The following is a 20,343-nucleotide window of genomic DNA, read 5'->3' on the forward strand; positions in this document are numbered from 1 at the left end:
TATTTATAATTGAAAATATATTTCAGATACTAAAAAATACTAAAATTACTATACCAATTGGTATATTATAAATACATATACCAATGATGATAAGTCTAATTAATTGAAAATTAAAACTATATATTAAACAAAACCATGTATTAAGATTTACAAAATATTCTTGTAAATCACATTAAAAATACATACTGTTAGGTATATTATTAGGAGTTACTTAGGGTTATAAAACCTATTTACTGCTCTTAATATTAAACGAGCTCTTTCTAAATTTGATTGTTTAATTTTTGAGTACGTTCTATTTAAATAGTATTCTACAATAGCATTACCTTTAAATTCTTTTCTTGCAGTATATAAATCTAATGCAACTTGTAAATCTTCAGGAACATAAGAAACTCCAGTATATTCTTGAAGCAATTGTAAATTAAGAAAACCATATTCTTCTGTTGGTTCTAACATGGTTCCTTCTCCAAAATCATTCCAGGTAACTAATTGAATAAAATCTGCAGCTTCATGATGCGTATAATTTAATGTCTCTACAAACGTATCTCCATCTGCATGGTTTATATTCCAAGTATGATGTAACCCCCAGCCACCTTCTTCATAAAAACTATTAAAACCAGGATAACTACTCCCAACGGTAACTAAGTTATTTGTTAAATAAGTATCGTAATAATATTCATGTGCTAAAAGATGATCCCCAGCTACCCATAAAAATTCACCAGAAGCACTATTCCCAACCCTATTTTGTGCAGCCCATAGGGTTAAAAAATAAGGCTCTTGATTTGGAGGAAATACCGAAAAAATACTATCCCATTCTGTTGTTGTTGTTATAGTTCCGGGACCAAAAACAAACATAAGTTCTTTAGAATTATGTTTTAGAAAATTAGACTTATTAAAATAAGTGTTTTTAATATAATTAAAATCCATCATAGCAGCATCTACAACACTTGATGCTAGTCCTGCATTATAAATATCTTGTGCTACCCTATCTTCATACATAATGGAAAATTCCATTCCTAAATCATCTATCTTATTCATAAAAGATTCTGTAGATTGCTTAATAAGCTCATAATCATAAACATTTTTGCTTCCGTACCAATCAAAAATTACTCCATCAATTCCGGATAGCTTCATCATTAAAAAATGATATTCCTGTAAATCTGGATCATTAGTAGAATATGGGCCAATAATTGGATAATAGTAGGAGGCTATTTCTCTTTTACCATTAGCATCTATATTATTTGGGTTCTTATTTGCCATTGTCCAATGCTGTCCCCAATACCCATCAAAATCTAAACTTTGAAACCAAGGCATATAATGCGCATATACTTTTTTGGGGTTACTTTTTACCACATCCATTCCAGAAATATCTACTACCCTTCCTGCTAATATGGCTTCTTTATAACTATCCTCTTCCTCTAAAACAGCTCGTAAAATGGAATCTGAAATTATTTCGGTAGTTTCTGTACTAAAAACCTCTTGCTTAGAATCTTTAATATCTTCTGTTTCTTCCTTCTCACAAGACTCAAAAATTAAAAAAAATACTCCCGCCAATATTAAAATTACTTTCTTATTATAAAACATATAATCAAAATTTTAATTAAAATTGGGGGTCGAAGCGAAAGTAAAAATATTTTTATAAGTTTTTTCTTACAATTAATATGTTAACATATTTTTAACATTTACAAGTAATACAAAATCAATACATTACAACTTTAAACCTAAAATATGCAAATCCCTTTTATTGTAGATAAAACATACACTGGACAAGATTTTACAACTAACAGGTTGTCAAGAGCCGAATATGAGAATTGTATTTTTAAAGAATGTAATTTTGAGAATGGTTTATTAGATGGGCAAAACTTTATGGAGTGTACTTTTATAGACTGCAATTTTAGTTCTACAAATATAACTAACACTATTTTTAAAGAAGTAGACTTTATGAATAGTAAAATGTTAGGAGTAAAATTTGAAACGTGTAATACTTTTTTAATAGATTTTACTTTCACAGATTGTAATTTAAACTTCTCTACTTTTTATGAGTTAACCTTAAAAAAACAAAAATTTATAAATTGTAGTTTAGTACAAGTAGATTTTACGAATACTAATTTAAACCAATCCATATTTAAAAATTGTAATTTAGATAAGGCCCATTTTGAAAGAACAAAATTAGAAAAAGTAGATTTTAGTACTGCATATAACATAAGCTTAGACCCAGAAGTTAATACTATAAAAAAAGCAAAATTTTCTAGCAGTAATCTAAAAGGTTTATTAACCAAACACGATATAACAGTGATTTAATTATTTTTGTATAATTTGTATCTTGTATTAAATACAATCATTACTAATGAAATATTCCTATATCCTTTTCCTCTTTATTTCTTTACCTATATATTGTCAAAATACGATACAACTAGAAGAAGGTCTAAAATCTCCAAAAGCAAGTTTAGAAGACGTTTCTTGGATTGCTGGTCATTGGCAAGGAGAAGCATTTGGAGGTATAACGGAAGAAATATGGAGCCCACCATTAGGCAATTCCATGATGTTTGTTTTTAAACTACTAGTAAATGGCAAAGTTCAATTTTATGAAATTGGCCATATTCAAGAACAAGAAGAAACACTTTTATTACAATTAAAACACTTTAGTGGCAACTTAAAAGGTTGGGAAACTAAGGACGAAACAATAGATTTTAAACTTGTAAAAATAGAAGAAAACAAAGTATATTTTGAGGGCTTTACAATGGAAAAAGTAACTACTAATGAGATAAATATATACGTTCTAATAGAACACGAAGATGGTACAAAAAAAGAAGAGAAATTTAATTACAAAAAACTGTAATTAATGAAAAAGAAATGCCTGGAATGTAGTACCGAAATAGCTGGTAGAATTGATAAAAAATTCTGTTCAGATTACTGTAGAAACGCTTATAATAACAAAGTAAATAAAGACAGTAAAAACTTAATTAGAAATATAAATAACAGACTTAGAAAAAATTATAGAGTACTAGATAGTTTTGCTCTAAAAGACGGTAAAACTAACACCACTAGAACTAGGTTATTAGATAAAGGGTTCGATTTTGATTTTATTACAAACCTTTATACAACAAAAAAAGGCACAACCTATTTCTTTGTTTATGATTTAGGTTATTTGCCTTTAGATAATGATTACTATATGATAGTTAAAAGAGAGTAAACTTATTTATAATTTTGCCCGCTTAATTTTAAAGCAGCAATTACAATATCTTTTCTACTTATTTGCCCTACAAGAATACCGTTTTTCATTACAGGTAATCTACGTCTGTTGCTATTATAAAACACTCCTGCAGCATCAAAAATACTAATGTCATTATCAATAGTTTCTACATTCTTAGTCATAAACCTTTCTACACTTTTATCTAGAATAGGTTGGTTAAAATAACGGCTTTCAGATATTTGTTTCATGCAATCTGCTTCAGATATAATACCAACAAGAAACCCATTAGAATCTATAACAGGGCCACCAGAAATATGATTTTTAGCAAAAAGCTCCATTACCTCTAAAATAGATTGTTCTGGACTAAACGTAAGGAGTTTTTTTGTCATATAATCTTCAACCAAAAAAGGAGCATCAAATTCCTTTTTAGTACTTTTCCTTACTCCTTGAAAGCTTTTAATTCCCATATACGTTATTTTTAGGTTGATTACTAAAGATATAAAAAAATATGAATTACGCAACAAATATTACTATTAATTGAATTAACATCACCATTAAAAAGATTTTGATACAAAATTCATATTCAAAAAATATTATACTTACAGTAACATAAAACAACTATATTACCGCTTATATTTACAATAAATAGTACTACAAACTATATGAAAAATATTGGAATTTTAGGCTGCGGTTGGCTAGGATACCCACTAGCAAAAGAACTTTTAAAAAATGCGTATACTATATATGGTTCTACAACCACACATAGCAAAGTAGAAAAATTAAAAAATGATGGAATAAAAGCTTCCAAAATTATATTCTTTGAAAATAAAATTGAAGGAGACATTAGTACCTTTCTAAAACCCTTAGATATAGTAATTATTAATACTCCACCTAGACTAAGAGGAAAAAACAAAGAGAATTTTGTAAAAAAAATGACTCTCCTCCATAGAGAAATAAAAAAAGTAAAATGTTCTAAAATTATATTTATTAGTAGTACTGCTGTTTACGGGAATGTAAGTGGAACAGTTACCGAAGAAAGTCCAACCCAAGCAAACACGGAATCTGGAAAACAATTACTCGTATGCGAAAATCTTTTCTTAGATGATCCTGAATTACAAACTACTATTATTAGGTTTGGTGGATTAATTGGACCGGATAGGCATCCTGTAACAATGCTTTCAGGGAAAGAAAACTTAACTAATGGAAATGCCCCTGTTAATTTAATTCATTTACAGGATTGTATCTCTATTATTAAAACTACTATTAATAAAGGTTGGTGGAATACCATTATGAATGCGGTACACCCATTACACCCAACTAAAAAAGAATATTATACGCAAGAAGCATTATTAAGGGGCATAAAACCCCCAAATTATATAACTTCTAATGAAGTAAACAACAAAAAAGTGGACTCTACTTGGCTAATAAATGTTAAAAAATACCATTTTCACACCTCTATTTATAGTTAAAACACATCAAAACAAACGTTTTTCACAACAAAAAGAAGGATTTTGTGTTAATTATATACTTGAAAAACAGAAGTTTATCGATGAAATACATACCTTTATATTATATTTTTAAATATAAAAGCCATGAAAAATTCAAGTTTAAAAAGGAGAATTTTACTGGATGTAGAAAACTTAATTTCTAGAAGTAGCTCCTTTCAAAAAAGTAGTTCAAAGTTTAACAAACTACATGTTGCTATATTAAAAAAGCATTACAATGCAGCAGATGTTTCTATAGATTATAATAGAAACCGTGTTACTATGAATATCATTGTGGATGATAAACAATATGATCCAAAAACAATAAATACAAACCTCAGTACAATCTACACAAATTTGTGTTTTGAAAATTTAAAAGATTTTTTAAACTCTTGTATAGAAAAGGATACCAAAAGTTTAGCTTTTTATGCCAGCTTACTTAGAGCTTTTACAAAAAAAGAAATAAAACTTAGTGTTGTTTAAATTATTCACTAATAAATTATAGAAAAGGGGGTGCTTAAAGTATCCCTTTTTTTATTAAAATGTGTTTTAAAGATAATATTAACAGATTACTCTAAATTATTTAATAGTTTAGTACACTAAATTTTAACAAAAATGAAAAAGATATTTTTAGCCCTACTATTACTTATAGGCTTTTCTGCTATTGCACAAACTAAAACCGAATTACAAAAGCATTATGAAGCTTTTTATAAAGAAATGAGGCTACAAGGCGATGTAAATGGTGTTATTAATGCACTTACACATTTAAACGTTATTGCGCCTTCTAAACAAAGAAAAGACACCTTAGCGTTTATTTATGCTAATGACAATCAACATTTACAAGCATTAAACACCATAGGAATAGAAAAAATAGATACGGATTCTGATTTAGCTGTACAGGTAAAAGGGATTTCTTTAAAAGCATTAAACCAACCTAAAAGAGCATTAGAACAATTTGAAGTTTTAAACAAAAGGACTCCAAATGTTTATTTAGCTTATGAAATTGCTGATTTAAAAATACAAACTGGTGATAAAACTGGAGCTGCAACACATATAGAATATGGTATTACTAATGCTAAAGAAGATATGAAATATGCTTTTTATGAACGCCAGCAACCTTACGAAGTACCTTTAAAAGCAGCTTTTTTACATTTAAAAGCTTTGGCAATTTATAAAGCAGATATGACTAATGTAGATGAAGCCATAGCTTTAATTGATCAAGCTCTTGCTATAGATCCAAAATTTAACTTAGCTAGTTTAAGTAAACAAGCCTTGGTAGCCAGAAAAGAAAAACCTACTGAAAATAATAAATAATAAACACCTATTAATAGGCATTAAAAAAGGGAAAAGCTTTGCTTTTCCCTTTTTTATTTACTCGATAATCGAGATTTAAATGCTCCGAGGCTTGCCTCGAAATCAAAATCAGTTTCCTATAAATACCTCGTGGGCTTGCCCCGAGGTAGTTTACTTATGTTCTAGAGCAGTTTTCTCTACTTTTTTTAATAAAACAACTTCTTTAATTTTCTCATTAGGAATAGTAATAGACAACACATAATGTGCAATTTTCCACTGTCCGCCAACTTTATTTACTACTCCAGAGCCTCTACAAATACCCATTTGTGTATTTAAAAGCTCATCAAACCAAGCAATATTCTTTTCTGTGCTATAAATATTTCTTTCTATAGTAGTAAAACTCCAAGCTTTTCCATTATTAAAATAGGGCTTGCAAAACTCTTTAAATTCCTTGTTTTGCCAATTCTCAGTAGCATCCGTACCAACAAAAACAGCATCATTGGTCATTTTTCCAAAATACGCATCAAAATTTGCATCTGCAGCTGCTTGGTGCCATGCAGTTACTAGGGCATTTATTTGTTTTTTTTTAGTTTGTGAAAAAGAATAAAACATTCCCAAACACATGCACAAAACAAAAAGTAGACTATTCTTCATCTAGAATAAGTTTATTATTTAATGTATTATTAAGCAACACATTAAATTGATTACGCATAGCATTATATGCATTTATAAATTCTATGACAGATTCTTCCGCGTTTATTTGGTATTCTAAATCGCCTTTGGTTTTTAATAGATACGTAAGCGCTATTTTTTGTCTACTCTTTACTTGGGGTAAATTAAACTCTTCTGGATATGTAGATTTTGCTAGTAACTTCTGTTTTTCTATTAAATCTTCTATTATTAAAATTAAATCTTCTTTTCCTTCTACATCATAAATAGGGTCAAAACTAGAGTCAAAAGCATTAAATTCTGGCCACGCACTTAAAATAGTGGCCGCTTTACTAGCAACAGTTAGCTTTTTAGGCCATTTTGTAGTTTCTATTTTAACTATCTGATTCTGTGTAGAACTAACTTCTTTTTCTTTAGTGTTACAGCTAAAAAAAGTCAAAAAAAGAGCTCCTAAAATAAATACGCTTCTCATACTACGAAGGTACAAATTTTAGGAGCAGATTTAATAATCTTCCTAGTATAGAAATTTTATTTTACAGTACTGCTCGAAAATTTAAGTTTGTTTTCAATAGCAACAATCATACTATTTGCAATATCCTTTCCTGTTGCATTTTCTATACCTTCTAAACCAGGAGAAGAGTTAACTTCTAGTAATAAAGGCCCTTTATTAGACCTAATAATATCTACCCCTGCAACAGCAAGTCTTAAGGCTTTTGCAGCTTTAATAGCTAGCTTTTTTTCTTCTAATGTAATTTTTACAACAGATGCTTTTCCCCCTTGATGAATATTAGCTCTAAACTCTCCTTTTTGTGCTTGTCTTTGCATAGAAGCAACTACTTTACCATTAACCACAAAACAACGTATGTCTTGCCCATTTGCTTCTTTAATAAACTCTTGGACTAAGATATTTGTTTGTACACTTTTAAAAGCGTTAATTACACTTTCTGCAGCTTTATTAGTTTCTGCTAAAACCACACCCTTACCTTGGGTACTTTCTAATAGCTTTATTATTAATGGTGCTCCATTTACCATACGTATTAAGTCTTTAGTATCCATTGGAGATTTTGCAAAGCCAGTTATTGGTATTTGTATATCATTTTTAGAAAATAATTGCGATGCAAATAACTTATCTCTAGACTGTGTAATTGCTTCCGCAGAATTTTGACAATACGCCCCTAAAAAATCGAACTGACGAATAAGTGCACAACCGTAAAAAGTAACTGCTGGTTTAATTCTTGGTATAACAGCATCAAAATCATTTAAAATAGCACCTCCTCTATAACGCATTTCTGGAGACTTGGCATCTAATTTCATATATGCCTGCTCTACATTTAAAAATACAATTTCATGGCCTCTAGCCTCGGCAGCTTCTATAATTCTTTTATTACTATATAACTTTGGGTTACTTGCTAACAGCGCAATTTTTAATCCCGTTTTTTCTTTAAAATAGGCTTTATACTTTTCATCTATCTCTTCTTTTGTAAAATTTTGGATTAAATAGTTCTCTGCAGAGTTTACCATAAATCTCTGGTTAATTGCTTCTCTACCTAAGAGCATTCTAAACTCCATAGTATCTCTATTAGCCAGTGTTAGTTCTATTTCAAAAACTCCATCTCCTAAAGTAACGGCTGTTTTAATTACTAAACGCTCTTCAGAAATTCCGGAAGAACTTTTTACCATTCTACGATCTACTAATTTAGCATCACATTCTATAGTTATACTTCTATTTTCCTGAAGCGGATTAATATCAAACTTAACCCATTCTTCTGCTCCTTTGGAATACACTTTAATATTTGTGGCTTGTATAGACGAGGTTTTTGCACCAGAATCTACCCTAGCTTTTATTGCAGGAACTCCTAAATCTTTAAAAACACACCATTCCTCACTACCTATAATTCCTAAATTACTTACTGCCATAAATTATATTCTTAAATTTTATTAAAAAATACTCTCTTAAAAGTACTCTTATTTTGTCTAGAAAAACACAAAAAATAGTGTTCCGTTTTTTTTGGCAAATGAAAACAAAAAAAAGGAAATTCAATACTATTAATTAAAAAAATGAAGTAATATAATCTTCTCTTAACAAAAGAAAACATAAGAGATAAAAAGTGTTTTATGTATATAAAAAAAGGCTGCATAAATGCAGCCTTTTTAAACTTAAAAATAGGAGATTAAAATTCTGAATGTTTTGCTATTTCGGATAACATAGTTTTACGAAACTCTTCTATTTGAGAATCTGAATAATTAAAAATTGTACTAAATTCTAGCAGCACTCTTTCTAAATACATTTTTATACTATCTATATCAAAATACAAACGCCCAGTTCTTCTAACAAAAAAATCTATTGGTGTTGCTACCATTTCATTTTGCACGCAAAAATCTAATTCTGCTAATAGTAGTTTTTCTTCAATATCCTTTCCTATTTTAGTATTAAAATTAGCTATTATTTGTTCCGATTGTTTCCCATAAGTAGTTGTTAAATACCAAGCCGTATAAGGCTCAAAACCGTATTCTTCTAGGTCTTTTGTTAACTTTTTTATGTATTTTTTTACTTCTTTATATTTTTTCCATGGACCACCGGTTAAAGGTATTTTATCTGTAAATACATCTTTGTAATTTACTTGTGTTTCTTTTTCTAGTTTTTTCTGAACTTTATCTACAACTCTTTCTGCCATTTTTCTATAACCAGTAAGCTTACCGCCTGCCATACTAATAAGACCCGTATCCGAAATAAATATCTCATCTTTTCTAGAAAGTTCTGAAGGAGATTTACCCTCTTCATGAATTAATGGTCGTAATCCTGCCCAAGAAGAAGCAATATCTTTACGCTCCAAATTAACTGCAGGAAACATATTATTTATAGCACTTAATAAATAATCGGCATCTTCTACAGTTGCCATTACTTCATTCTTATCTAAAGTATAATTTGTATCTGTAGTACCCGCGTAAGTGATTTTACCTCTTGGAATAGCAAACATCATACGGCCATCTGGAATATCAAAATAAACAGATTGTTTTAATGGCAATTTATCTTTTGGAAATACTAAATGCACTCCTTTGGTAAGGTGTAATTGTTTTCCTTTTTTAGAATGATTAACTTCTCTAAGTTCATCTACCCATGGGCCAGCAGCATTTATAACAAATTTAGTTTTTATGCTATACTCTTCTCCACTTAATTGGTCTTTAACTTTTACTCCTTTAATTTGCTTCTTAGCATATATAAAATCTTGTACTTGAGTATAGTTTAAAGGTGTGCTTCCGTAGTTTATTGCTGTTTTAATATTTTCTAAGGTTAACCTTGCATCATCTGTCCTATATTCTGCATAATATCCAGAACCTTTTAAAATTTTCTCTGGTAATAATGGCTCTAATTCTAAGGTTTCCTCCTTATTCATCATCTTACGCTTATCATCACCTTCTACATTGGCTAGAATGTCGTAAACTTTTAATCCAATAGAAGTCATCCACTCTCCGTAAGAACCATTTTCTATTAATGGTAAGAGCATTTTTTCTGGTATAACTAAATGTGGCGCTAGTTTATGAACAATAGCTCGTTCTGTACCTACTTCTTTAACCAAAGAAAGCTCAAACTGTTTTAAATATCGCAGTCCGCCATGAATTAATTTTGATGATTTACTACTTGTTCCTGAAGCAAAATCTCCTTTTTCTACTAATGCTACCTTCATTCCTCTAGAAGAGGCATCTAAAAGTATTCCCGCACCAGTAATTCCGCCACCAATAACTACCAAATCGTATTCCTCTTCTTTTAGTTCGGATACAATTTTATCTCTATTAAGATTTGTAAATTTTATATTTTTCATACCTATGAAACTTATCTAATATATAGTTAGACAAGCTATTTATTTTTTGTTATTATCCCAGTTCATTGTACGTTTTACAGCTTTTTTCCAGCCCTTGTACATTTTTTTTCTTTGTTTTTTAGTAAAGGTAGGTTCAAAAACTTGGTCTACATTTTTACTTTCTAAAACATCTTCTTGCGTCCATATTCCTACTGTTATTCCTGCCATATAAGCTGCTCCTAAAGCTGTAGATTCTATAGACTTTGGTCTTACAACCTCTTTATTTAATAAGTTAGATTGAAACTGCATTAAATAATTATTTGCTGCAGCACCACCATCTACTTTTAGTCTTTTTAAATTAAAACCAGCATCGGCCTGCATGGCATCCAAAATATCTCTGGTTTGGTAAGCTAAGCTATCTAGAGTTGCTTTTATAATATGCCTAGAACCTGTATCTCTCGTTAACCCAAAAATGGCTCCTTTAGAATACATATCCCAATAAGGAGCTCCTAAACCTGCAAATGCAGGAACAACATACACTGGGTTTTCTCCTTCTAAGTCTTCTGCTATTTGTTGTGTTTCTTTTGCCGACTCTATTAACCTCATCTCATCTCTTAGCCATTGTACTGCTGCACCAGCAATAAAAATACTACCTTCTAAAGCATAGGTTACTTTTCCTTCTAGTCCCCATGCAATTGTAGTAAGCAAACCATTATTAGAATACTGTGGTTTTTTACCTGTATTCATTAGTAAAAAACAACCTGTACCATACGTATTTTTAGCTTCCCCTTTTTTTAAGCAAGCTTGCCCAAATAATGCTGCTTGCTGGTCTCCTAATACACTTGCAATTGGAATTTTTACTCCTTTAATTTCATACTCTCCAAAAATACTAGAAGACGGTTTTACTTCTGGAAGCATATTTCTTGGAATTTGTAACTCTTCTAAAAGTTTAGCATCCCAAGAAAGTGTATTTATATTATATAGTAAGGTTCTAGAAGCATTTGTATAATCTGTTACATGCTGCTCCCCGTTAGTTAAATTCCAAATTAGCCAAGAATCTACCGTGCCAAAACGTAATTTACCTTGTTGAGCTTTTTCTTTGGATCCCTCTACATTATCTAGAATCCATTTAATTTTTGTTCCAGAAAAATAAGAATCTACAACTAAGCCTGTATTTTCTCTTATATATTTTGTAAATCCCTTTTCTTTTAAAACCTCACAATACTCACTTGTTCTTTTATCTTGCCAAACTATAGCATTATAAATTGGTTCCCCTGTATCTGCATCCCAAACTATAGTAGTTTCTCTTTGGTTTGTAATACCTATTGCAGAAATGTTTTTTACATCGACTTTAGTGCTCTCTATTAATTTATGACAAACACGTAATTGTGACTCTAAAATTTGCTTAGGGTTATGTTCTACCCATCCAGATTTAGGATAAATTTGTTCAAATTCTTCTTGTTCTATTTGTATAATTTGCCCATTCTTATCTACCAATAAGGCTCTGGAACTTGTAGTTCCTTGGTCTAAGGAAATGATGTAAGAATTTTCCATAATGAAACTATTATCGGTTTTAAAAAATGAAATATGTACTTAAAACTAATATAGAAACTACTATCCCAACAATCATGGCATATTTCCAAGGTGTAATATCAATTTCCTCTGTAATTTTTGGTATATAAAGGTCCTTTTTAGGATTTACTTTACCTATAATTAGCATAATAATTATGTTAACAGCAAACAAAATTCCCATAATATGCAGAAAATGAGGATAGGCTTCTGCCTTAATTACACGTAACTTCTCTGGATCAGTTATACCATTAGATGCAGCTTCTGTTAGCGCTATTTCAACAAAATATGGATTAAGCACTAACAAACTAAATAAATACATTGCTACACCTAAAGTAAGTACAATTTTTGCTGCTATAGCCGGTACTTTTTTAGAAAGCATACCTACTGCTACAACTGCCAAAATAGGAACACTTAAACTACCTAATGATTGTTGTATATAAGCAAATAAGCCATCTGGAGCATTAGCGATAAATGGAGCTATAGACATAGATAAAATGGCTAGCACCATACCAAAGGATTTTCCTGCTTTAACAGATTGCATATCAGAAGCATCTTTTTTAAAGTATTGCTTATACAAATCGAAACCAAATAAAGTAGCGCTACTATTTAATAGACTATTAAAAGAGCTTAATACCGCCCCAAATAATACCGCTGCAAAAAAGCCTAAAAAAGCACTTGGTAATACTTTTCTAACCAAAGCCGGATATGCTTGATCAGCATTCTCTAAATTCCCTTGAAATAAATGAAAAGCAATTATCCCAGGTAATACTACAATAATTGGAATTAAGAATTTTACAAAACCAGCGAGAATCATTCCTTTTTGACCTTCTTTTAAACTTTTAGCACCAAAAACACGCTGTAAAATAGATTGATTTGTTCCCCAATAATACATTTGAGCAATCATCATTCCAGTAAATATGGTTCCAAAAGGAATAGATGCCGTAACATCTCCTTTTGCATTAAACTTTTCTGGGTTACTTTCCCATAAAGTGCTAAGACCTTCTCCAATAGAACCTTCTCCAATTGCCATAAGTCCAAAAACAGGTATTAACAAACCCCCAATTAATAAACCAATAGCGTTTATTAAATCGGAAACAGCTACCGCTTTTAGTCCTCCAAAAATTGCATAGATACCCCCAATAATACCAATGGTCCATACAGATATCCAAATAACAGAATTTTGTGAAACACCCAATAATTCAGGTAAATCGAACATGGTACTAAACGCTAAAGAGCCAGAATATAATATGGTTGGCAACAATACGATACCATAAGCGACCAAAAATAAAATAGATAAAATTGCTTTAGTTTGATGGTCAAATCTATCTTGAATAAACTCTGGAATAGTAGTTATCCCAGATCTCATATATTTAGGTAATAGGAAAATGGCGGTAAAAATCATAGCGATTGCCGCTAATGTTTCCCATGCCATTACAAGAACCCCTTCTGTAAAGGATTGTCCATTTAAGCCAACTATTTGTTCTGCAGAAAGATTTGTTAACAACAAAGAGCCCGCTATTGTTATAGCCCCTAAACTTCTCCCTCCTAGATAATAACCATCTGCAGTTTTTTCATCGGTGCGCCTTGTTGCATACCATGCTATAAAAGCTACTAGTATTGTAAATCCTAAAAAAGAAACAATGGACAACATTCCCATATTTTAAAAATTTAAGAGGTTATTTTATTAAGTTTAATAATACCACAAGAAGGCACATGTAATGCCAAAACACCTTTTTTTAAATCTATTTTTTGGGTTGATGTAATTTCTCCTTGGCAATTAAAAATAGTACAATTATAGCTTCCAAAGTTACTACTGCTATTAATTATTAATTGATTTTCTAGTTTTGCATTTAATATATGGATAGTTTCATCTCCCTTTTCAATAGTAGCCACAACAGGATCGTAAATACCAATAATAGTTTGGTTTCCTTTTGATATTCTTTTGGTTGAATAATTAGCTAATGGTTTTGATGGTGTAAAATTACCATTCATAAAAATATCTGCATTTTCATTCCAATAATTCGTGTAAAAAGCAATCATTTTTTTCTCTTCGGCTGTTGCTTTAGATAAAAATATGGAAAGTTGCGGGACACCAAAAAAAGTATTTATTAACTGTAAAGAGGCAATCTCTAAAGGCTCATTCTTATGCCAAGTAACCATATCTGAATGTACAGCTGTGTTTCCACATAGCATTTTAATATCTGCTATTCTTATTCTATTCATTGTAGCATCTCCTGGACAATCAAAAGCCCTAAACATATTGCCGTATTTACGCATTGCCGGTCCTGTATATTTTTGACGAAATTCTATAAACACATCTGGATTTATTGCTTGTAATGCAGTTGCAACATCGGTTAACAAACGGTCTACTGCTGCATTAATAGAAGCATAATCTCTACCGTTTTCTTTATGTATTGGTGTGTCTTTATATAATCTAAAATCGTCAATAAAATCTAACTTAAAACCATCTAAATTCCAATCTTTTAGAGCATTTGTATAAATATTTATAAGATATTCTCTTACCTCTGGATATCTTGGGTCAAAAACTGGTGCCCAACGGTGATCTTCAGTTAAAAATTTGCCTTTAAATTTTTTATAAGCTTCCGATTTTTTTCCGCAAAAAGGAACCGAATACCATAAAGCTGCTTTCATTCCTGTTTTATGAATATCGCTTATATATTCTTTCATATTAGGAATACGGTCTGGTTTCCAATCACCAGTATAATCGTACCCTCTATTGTTATCGTTTGTTTGCCAGCCATCATCTATAATTACGGCTTTATATCCTAAATCATAGGCTAACTTGCATTCTTCTAATAATAAATTGCAATCTAAATCTTGATGAAACTGATACCATGTAGAGTACAATGGCATTTTTGCTATTGCAGGCACATGTGTTGGCTTTAAATTCTCAAAACTTTCCCACCATTTAGAAACCTCTTTTAAACTTTCCGAAAAATGGATTGGCCTTGTATCTAATCTTATTTGAGTTTTAAAGTTTTTTAATGCATAATGCTGTTCCATAAAAAAAGAAATATGACAATAAAAACAATTGTCTTCCTCCCTTAATCGTGCGTTCATTTCTAACTTATTAATTGCGTTAGAACATGCAAATGTTAGTACATTACTATCCTCATTGCCAAACAAATTAATAATTGGAGCATCTATAGAAATTCTAGATTCCATATGGTCTAGTTCCCAATCTGCTTGAATTCTTTTATTAAAATCTGTTGTTGGTTTCCAAACCCCTTTTACATTAACTCCTGGAATTTTCCATTCTACAGTTATTGGTTTAGGAATAATTTGGTTATCACAGGTTACTTCTAAATCGTATATAAGTACGCCTTCTTCATCTTGCACCTTAGTTAAGGTTCCATTCATAGATTTTTGTAACCCTTTAATACGCAAATCTTCTATAGGACTAGTAGTTATATTCATGCTCTTCTATTATTATGTAGCTATTTTTTAAACTTTTAAAAGACTAAAAGTCTCCTCTTTTATGAGGAGTTATATTTAGGAAGTTTATTGGTAATAAAAGCCAAGTAGTTCTTTTATATCCTACTTGGCTTTATCAACTCAACAAACCAAAACTCTTTAATAAATTAATACCCAGGATTCTGAACCAAATTAGGGTTAGCATCCAACTCTGAACTTGGTATCCAAACTAGCTCATGCTTATTAGCTTGGAATACACCGCCACTTAAAGACTTTGGATTACTACCATGTAAAGAATTAGCTCCTAGGTAATCATCTGCTAATCCCCAACGAACTAAATCAAAGAAACGGTGGCCCTCTCCTGCTAATTCCATGGCGCGTTCTTCTATAATAGCAGTTCGCATATCTTCTGGGCTTAAGTTTAAAGAAGCAACACCATCTAAGTTTGCTCTTAATCTTACCATATCTAAATACGTAGCAGCATCACCAGTCATATTATCTTCATTTAAAGCCTCTGCTAACATTAGTAAAACATCTGCATATCTAATAATTCTCCAGTTGTTACCTACATTAGTTCCTAAGAAATCTACTTGATCTCTTGTTCCTAAATCCATTCCAGAATATTTTTTACCAAAAATTGGCTCTACTCCTGCTGCTGTAGCAATTGTAATATCTCCTGCAACTGTAGCATTATCCTCATCTGTAGTATCTCCTAAATCTTGAGCAAAAGGAAGTCCTCCATATCCTGTAGCTCCAGGGTAATCATAAACTAAAGTTTCGTTTCTACGAACCGTATCATTATTAGCTTCAAATAAATCTTTTAACCAAGGGTTAATTACGTGTCCTTTATCTGGAGATTTAGATGGTGTTGCGTAATCTATATGATAGTTACCCATTGTACCTGTACCAGGAATATCTGTTCCCCAAATAAAAGTTGTTTGCCCTAAGAATTGTAATTCAAAAACTGACTCTTGGTTATTTTCATTTACATCAGAAAAGTTATCTCCATAAGCTTCCGCAGGTAATAAGCTGTATTTACCTATTAAAGATGCTAATGTTGTTCTTGCATTAGTCCAATCTTTCATGTACAAATAGCTTTTACCTTTTAAAGCTGTTGCAGCACCAGAAGTTGGTCTACCAGCATTATCGCCTTCCCAGGTTTCTGGCAACATAGCTTCTGCCATTTCTAAATCTGAAATTATTTGCGCCCAGATTACTGAAGATTCTGCTTGATCTACCAAAAGATTATCTAAATCTGGTAACTCTGTAATTAAAGGTACACTACCATAAAGGTTCGTTAAATACCAATAATCAAAAGCTCTTAAAAAATAAGCCTGACCAACAAGACCATTACGAACAGCCTCATCTGCAATTTGCTCTTCGCCAATGTTTATAATAACATTATTACAACGTGCAATAGATTTATATAGTTGTTGCCAAGGTTCTGTTGCCCATCTATCTCCTGGATTTCCTAAAAGAGTAGCCATTGCGGTATTACTTCCAAAAGGAAAAACATTAAACTCATCGGATCTTTGAATTGCTCCTGTATGTATAATTCTCCCCCAGAAGAATGTATCTGTTATTGGGTGAAAAGCGCCATTTACAGCAGACTCTACTTCTGCTACTGAGCTACCAAAATTGGCAGTAGAAGTAGCATTGTTATTAGATTGATCTAACAACTCTTCGGAACACCCTCCCAACATAACTGCTGCGGCAAGGGTAATAACCATTGGATTAAATTTGAATATATTTTTCATTTTTTTGTTTTATGAATTAGAATTTAGCCTGTACTCCAAACATGAATGTTCTAGCATTTGGATATGCTCTAGCATCTAGACCTCTACCTAAAAGAGGGTTAACTTGAGCTCTTAAACCAGGAACGCCTGTATTTCTGTTAGCACGACCACCATTTGTTGAAGAAACATCTGGATCGTAACCACTATAATCTGTAAGTACAAATACATTCTGAATATTAAGTGATACACGTAGACTTTTTACCCAGTCTAAACCTAATGTACCTTCTTTAAAGTTATAGCCTATGTCTATATTCTTAAGTCTAAAGTAAGAACCGTCTTCTACGAAAAATGAAGAAGGTGCTTTGTTCCCTGCTGCATCAGAAATAGATGCTCTAGGAATATTTGTATCTGTATTAGAAGGTGTCCATGAATTTAAAACTTCTGAAAGTTTACCACCATCTTGCCATAAAACACTATAGTATCTACTTAAGTTGTAAATTTCATTACCTTGAACCCCATTAAAGCTTAAACCAAAATCAAAGTTTTTATACTCTCCATTAAAGTTAATACCATATGTAAAATCTGGTGTTGGATCTCCAATATTTGTAATATCATCTGCAGTAATTCCTGCAACACCATCTGTATCTATTCTAACAAAATCTCCTGTAGCTGGATCTACTTTATTTTCTACTCTGTATCCATAAAATGCACCTATTGGTTGGTTAGCTCTTGTTGCATTTACTACACGTAAATCTTCATCAATTGCTGGACCTAAAATTGTGTTAGGAATATCTCCTGCTTCACTTTTTAAATTAAAAGAGAAATTAGTACCTGCAGTAAAAGTAAAGTCTCCATCTGTTTTACGGTAAGCTAAATCCCATTCTAAACCTTTATTAATTAATGTACCTGCATTTCTTGTTACAGGTAAACTAACACCACTAGTAGAGGGAACATTAATTGCTACCAATACATCTTCTATATCCTTAGTATAATAATCCATAGAAAAAGTCATTCTATTATCTAAGAATCCTAAATCTACACCGATATCAAAAGTTTTTGTTGTTTCCCAAACTAAGCTTGGATCTGCCAAAGTAGTTTGTGCAAGACCATTTGCTAAACCTCCACCAAAAGAAGTATTTGATGCATTAGCTGCAAAAACTGCTTGTGTAGGGTAAAAAGTATCTGGATAAGAACCTAATTCCCCGTAAGAAGCACGAAGTTTAAAATAATTTACGGTTTCAGATTTCCAAAAGTTTTCATCACTTATATTCCAACCTGCAGAGAAAGAAGGAAAATAACCCACTCTATTTTCTTCTGCAAAACGAGAAGAAGCATCTCTCCTAAGCGTAGCAGAGAATAAATATTTACCATCATACCCATAATTAAGTCTACCAAAATAAGACTGTAATGCTGCATTGTTGTTTTCTCCTAATAACACCAATTGATCACTAGATGGTAATGCACCTACATTTCTTATTACGTTAGATGGAGTTCCTTGGCCAAAAACACCATTACTTTTCTGAGTCTCCTTAAAGTATGTATATCCTAATACAGCAGCTACCTTGTGCGCATTAAATTCTTTTTCGTAAGACAACGTTGGCTCTACTTGAACATTAACATCTTCTTGCCTATGATCTGTAAGATCATTCTCTGTATTAACATTTAATACAGCATCTACAGTACTCATAAAATATGTTGGTGTAAATTGATACGAATTTCTACTTGTATAATCAATACCAAAATTTACAGATGCTTTTAAACCTTCTATAATTTCATAATCTAATTTTGCGCTTCCAAAAATAGTCCTTGTAGTAACTTGGTTATCTTCTAAACTTGCTAAAGCAAATTGATTAACACCACCTGGACCATGTATTGCAGAAGAAGGTCCTTCAAAACCACCATCATTAGCACTATTTCTAAAAGCTAAAGTTGGTGCAGATGCTCCATCCCAACCATACCAGTTATTTTCTTGAAGCTTTCCTTCTGTAATACCTAAAGATTCTGTTAAAGTAAATTTTCCAAAATCGAACCTACTGTTTAATCTAAAGTTAATTCTCTTAAAACCTGAACCAACCAAAATACCGTCTTGGTTAAAATAATTTCCAGAAGCATAGAATGAAGAATTTTCTCCTCCTCCAGATACAGAAACACCAATCTCTTCTACAATTCCAGATTTTAAAGATTCATTTTGCCAATCCGTATCTACACCATTCCATGTAACAGAATTTGCTTCGCCATCATTTATGAAACGTTGGTTTAGATAATCTGCATATTGTGAACCATTAATATAATCTAGTTTCTTACTAGGGGTATCAAAACCAATTCTAGTATTTAAAGTAACCTCTGTAGCTCTATTTTTTTGACCATGAGTTGTTTTAATAAGAACTACACCATTGGCTGCTCTAGCACCATAAATAGCAGATGCAGCTGCATCCTTTAATATAGAAATATCTTGAATATCGTTTGCATTAACGTAATCCATGTTATCTACAAAAAGGCCATCTACAACAAATAAAGGAGAAGCATTACTTAAAGAGTTTACCCCTCTAATAAAAACATTTGCTTTACCACCTGGTTGCCCACCAAAACTTTCTACTTGTATACCAGATAACTTACCTTGTAATGCCGTAGTTGGGTTACTTGCTACTACATTTACAATAGCATCTTTCTTAATTGTAGAAACAGAACCCGTTAGTTCTCTTTTGTTTGAAGTACCGTAACCTACGATTACTACTTCATTTAACGCCTGTGCATCTGCCTGTAAAGTTACACTTAAGGTCGTTTGTCCGTTTACAGCTATTTCTTGAGTAGCATACCCAATATAACTAAAAACAAGAACACCGTCTTCGGCTACGTTAGCAATAGTGTAATTACCATCAAAATCTGTAGTAACACCATTTGTAGTTCCTTGCACTACAATGTTAACACCTGGCAAAGGACCATCTACGTCTGATACTGTACCCGAAACCTGTGTAGTCTGCGCAATTGTGATGTAACTGAGAAACATCATTGCCAAACCCATAATTTGTTTGCGTGTTTTTCTGTTCATAAGAATTAATTGTTAATAGATTATTTAAAAAGTTAGTTTAGTTCTGTAGCAAAAAACATTTTTTATATTATACTATGATAGTCTATGCTACTTTGCAAATATATATTAAAATTGC

17 protein-coding genes are annotated in these 20,343 nt (G+C 31.5%); 6 read left to right on the forward strand and 11 right to left on the reverse strand.

Annotated elements, in window-relative coordinates:
- Nucleotides 1-207 precede the first annotated feature (207 nt).
- Complete coding sequence (locus CLV91_RS03025; protein WP_121063841.1) at nt 208-1,581, reverse strand: glycoside hydrolase family 71/99-like protein; 1,374 nt, start codon at nt 1,579-1,581, stop codon at nt 208-210.
- 144 nt (nt 1,582-1,725) lie between these two features.
- Here CLV91_RS03025 and CLV91_RS03030 point away from each other — a divergent pair, with 144 nt between their 5' ends.
- From CLV91_RS03030 to CLV91_RS03040, 3 genes are read left to right on the forward strand one after another with little or no spacing between them, the layout of a single operon-like run.
- Complete coding sequence (locus CLV91_RS03030; RefSeq protein ID WP_121063842.1) at nt 1,726-2,298, forward strand: pentapeptide repeat-containing protein; 573 nt, start codon at nt 1,726-1,728, stop codon at nt 2,296-2,298.
- A 46-nt stretch (nt 2,299-2,344) separates the two neighbouring features.
- Complete coding sequence (locus CLV91_RS03035; RefSeq protein WP_121063844.1) at nt 2,345-2,836, forward strand: DUF6265 family protein; 492 nt, start codon at nt 2,345-2,347, stop codon at nt 2,834-2,836.
- A 3-nt stretch (nt 2,837-2,839) separates the two neighbouring features.
- Nucleotides 2,840-3,190, forward strand: a complete 351-nt coding sequence (locus tag CLV91_RS03040) for a hypothetical protein (RefSeq protein WP_121063846.1) — start codon at nt 2,840-2,842, stop codon at nt 3,188-3,190.
- Nucleotides 3,191-3,192: 2 nt separating this feature from the next.
- On the opposite strand, the gene CLV91_RS03045 is transcribed toward CLV91_RS03040, so the two are convergent.
- Nucleotides 3,193-3,657, reverse strand: coding sequence for a CBS domain-containing protein (locus CLV91_RS03045; RefSeq protein ID WP_121063848.1), 465 nt, complete (start codon nt 3,655-3,657; stop codon nt 3,193-3,195).
- 195 nt (nt 3,658-3,852) lie between these two features.
- Here CLV91_RS03045 and CLV91_RS03050 point away from each other — a divergent pair, with 195 nt between their 5' ends.
- The 3 genes from CLV91_RS03050 to CLV91_RS03060 all read left to right on the forward strand — a co-directional run bounded on the left by CLV91_RS03050 (nt 3,853) and on the right by CLV91_RS03060 (nt 5,988).
- Nucleotides 3,853-4,659, forward strand: a complete 807-nt coding sequence (locus tag CLV91_RS03050; RefSeq protein ID WP_121063849.1) for an NAD(P)-binding domain-containing protein — start codon at nt 3,853-3,855, stop codon at nt 4,657-4,659.
- A 123-nt stretch (nt 4,660-4,782) separates the two neighbouring features.
- Entirely contained in the window at nt 4,783-5,157 is a 375-nt protein-coding gene (locus CLV91_RS03055; protein WP_121063851.1) for a hypothetical protein, read from the forward strand.
- A 132-nt stretch (nt 5,158-5,289) separates the two neighbouring features.
- Nucleotides 5,290-5,988 (forward strand): hypothetical protein, encoded by a 699-nt coding sequence (locus tag CLV91_RS03060; protein ID WP_121063853.1) that lies wholly within the window; start codon nt 5,290-5,292, stop codon nt 5,986-5,988.
- 150 nt (nt 5,989-6,138) lie between these two features.
- Here the strand turns inward: CLV91_RS03060 and CLV91_RS03065 are convergent, their stop codons facing one another.
- From CLV91_RS03065 to CLV91_RS03105, 9 genes are all read right to left on the reverse strand, one after another.
- A complete protein-coding gene (locus CLV91_RS03065) occupies nt 6,139-6,621 on the reverse strand; it encodes a nuclear transport factor 2 family protein (RefSeq protein WP_121063855.1) in 483 nt (160 codons plus the stop codon).
- A complete protein-coding gene (locus tag CLV91_RS03070; protein WP_121063857.1) occupies nt 6,611-7,108 on the reverse strand; it encodes a hypothetical protein in 498 nt (165 codons plus the stop codon). The genes CLV91_RS03065 and CLV91_RS03070 overlap by 11 nt, the downstream gene beginning before the upstream one ends.
- Nucleotides 7,109-7,164: 56 nt before the next feature.
- Entirely contained in the window at nt 7,165-8,553 is a 1,389-nt protein-coding gene (gene rimK, locus CLV91_RS03075; RefSeq protein ID WP_121063859.1) for a 30S ribosomal protein S6--L-glutamate ligase, read from the reverse strand.
- A gap of 254 nt (nt 8,554-8,807) precedes the next feature.
- Nucleotides 8,808-10,457, reverse strand: coding sequence for a glycerol-3-phosphate dehydrogenase/oxidase (locus CLV91_RS03080; protein WP_121063861.1), 1,650 nt, complete (start codon nt 10,455-10,457; stop codon nt 8,808-8,810).
- 39 nt (nt 10,458-10,496) lie between these two features.
- A complete protein-coding gene (gene glpK, locus CLV91_RS03085) occupies nt 10,497-11,990 on the reverse strand; it encodes a glycerol kinase GlpK (protein WP_121063863.1) in 1,494 nt (497 codons plus the stop codon).
- A 19-nt stretch (nt 11,991-12,009) separates the two neighbouring features.
- Nucleotides 12,010-13,659 (reverse strand): solute:sodium symporter family transporter, encoded by a 1,650-nt coding sequence (locus CLV91_RS03090; RefSeq protein ID WP_121065675.1) that lies wholly within the window; start codon nt 13,657-13,659, stop codon nt 12,010-12,012.
- Between the two features lie 17 nt (nt 13,660-13,676).
- Nucleotides 13,677-15,446, reverse strand: coding sequence for a glycoside hydrolase family 36 protein (locus CLV91_RS03095; protein WP_121063865.1), 1,770 nt, complete (start codon nt 15,444-15,446; stop codon nt 13,677-13,679).
- A gap of 164 nt (nt 15,447-15,610) precedes the next feature.
- On the reverse strand, nt 15,611-17,200 hold the full coding sequence (locus CLV91_RS03100; RefSeq protein ID WP_121063867.1) for a RagB/SusD family nutrient uptake outer membrane protein: 1,590 nt from the start codon (nt 17,198-17,200) through the stop codon (nt 15,611-15,613).
- A 16-nt stretch (nt 17,201-17,216) separates the two neighbouring features.
- Nucleotides 17,217-20,228 carry a SusC/RagA family TonB-linked outer membrane protein gene (locus tag CLV91_RS03105; RefSeq protein ID WP_121063869.1) on the reverse strand — a complete coding sequence of 1,004 codons (3,012 nt, stop codon included), beginning with the start codon at nt 20,226-20,228 and terminating at the stop codon, nt 17,217-17,219.
- Nucleotides 20,229-20,343 lie beyond the last annotated feature (115 nt).

The organism is Maribacter vaceletii (genome assembly GCF_003634105.1).
GTDB lineage: Bacteria > Bacteroidota > Bacteroidia > Flavobacteriales > Flavobacteriaceae > Maribacter_B > Maribacter_B vaceletii.